The organism is Lactobacillus sp. C449L (assembly GCF_059900815.1).
Genome location: NZ_JBWXGA010000127.1, coordinates 1 through 481, shown reverse-complemented (window position 1 = coordinate 481; position 481 = coordinate 1). Strand labels below are relative to the sequence as shown.

1 protein-coding gene is annotated in these 481 nt (G+C 57.8%); it reads left to right on the top strand.

Features of this window, described 5'->3' with window-relative positions; all coding sequences use genetic code 11:
- Positions 1-481, top strand: a 481-nt coding sequence (locus AC2JF9_RS08640; protein WP_500726947.1) for an extracellular solute-binding protein, incomplete at both ends; no start/stop codon positions are given.

Below are 481 nucleotides of genomic sequence, written 5' to 3'. Positions count from 1 at the left end.
GGCGGCGAGCTCGGGAAAGCGGTCGACAAGCTGGTGGCGGACTTCAACGCGCAAAGCGACACGGTCGAGGTCGAAGCGGTGTTCCAAGGCTCGTACGACGAAGCGCTGAACAAGCTGAAGACGACGCTCGGCACGAACGAAGGTCCGACGATGATGCAGGTGTACGAAATCGGCAGCCGCTTCATGATCGATACGGGCGCGATTCAGCCGATCCAAAAGTTCGTGGACGCGGAAGGGTACGACCTGTCGCAGCTCGAGGAAAACATTCTCGGCTATTACACGTTCGACGGACAGCTGCACTCGATGCCGTTCAATACGTCGAATCCGATTCTCTATTATAACAAGGACATGTTCCGTGCGGCGGGACTCGATCCCGACCAGCCTCCGAAGACGTACGAGGAAGTGGGCGATTACGCGAAGAAGCTGACGAAAGACGGGCAATACGGCGTGTCGTTCGCGCTGTACGGCTGGTTTATGGAGC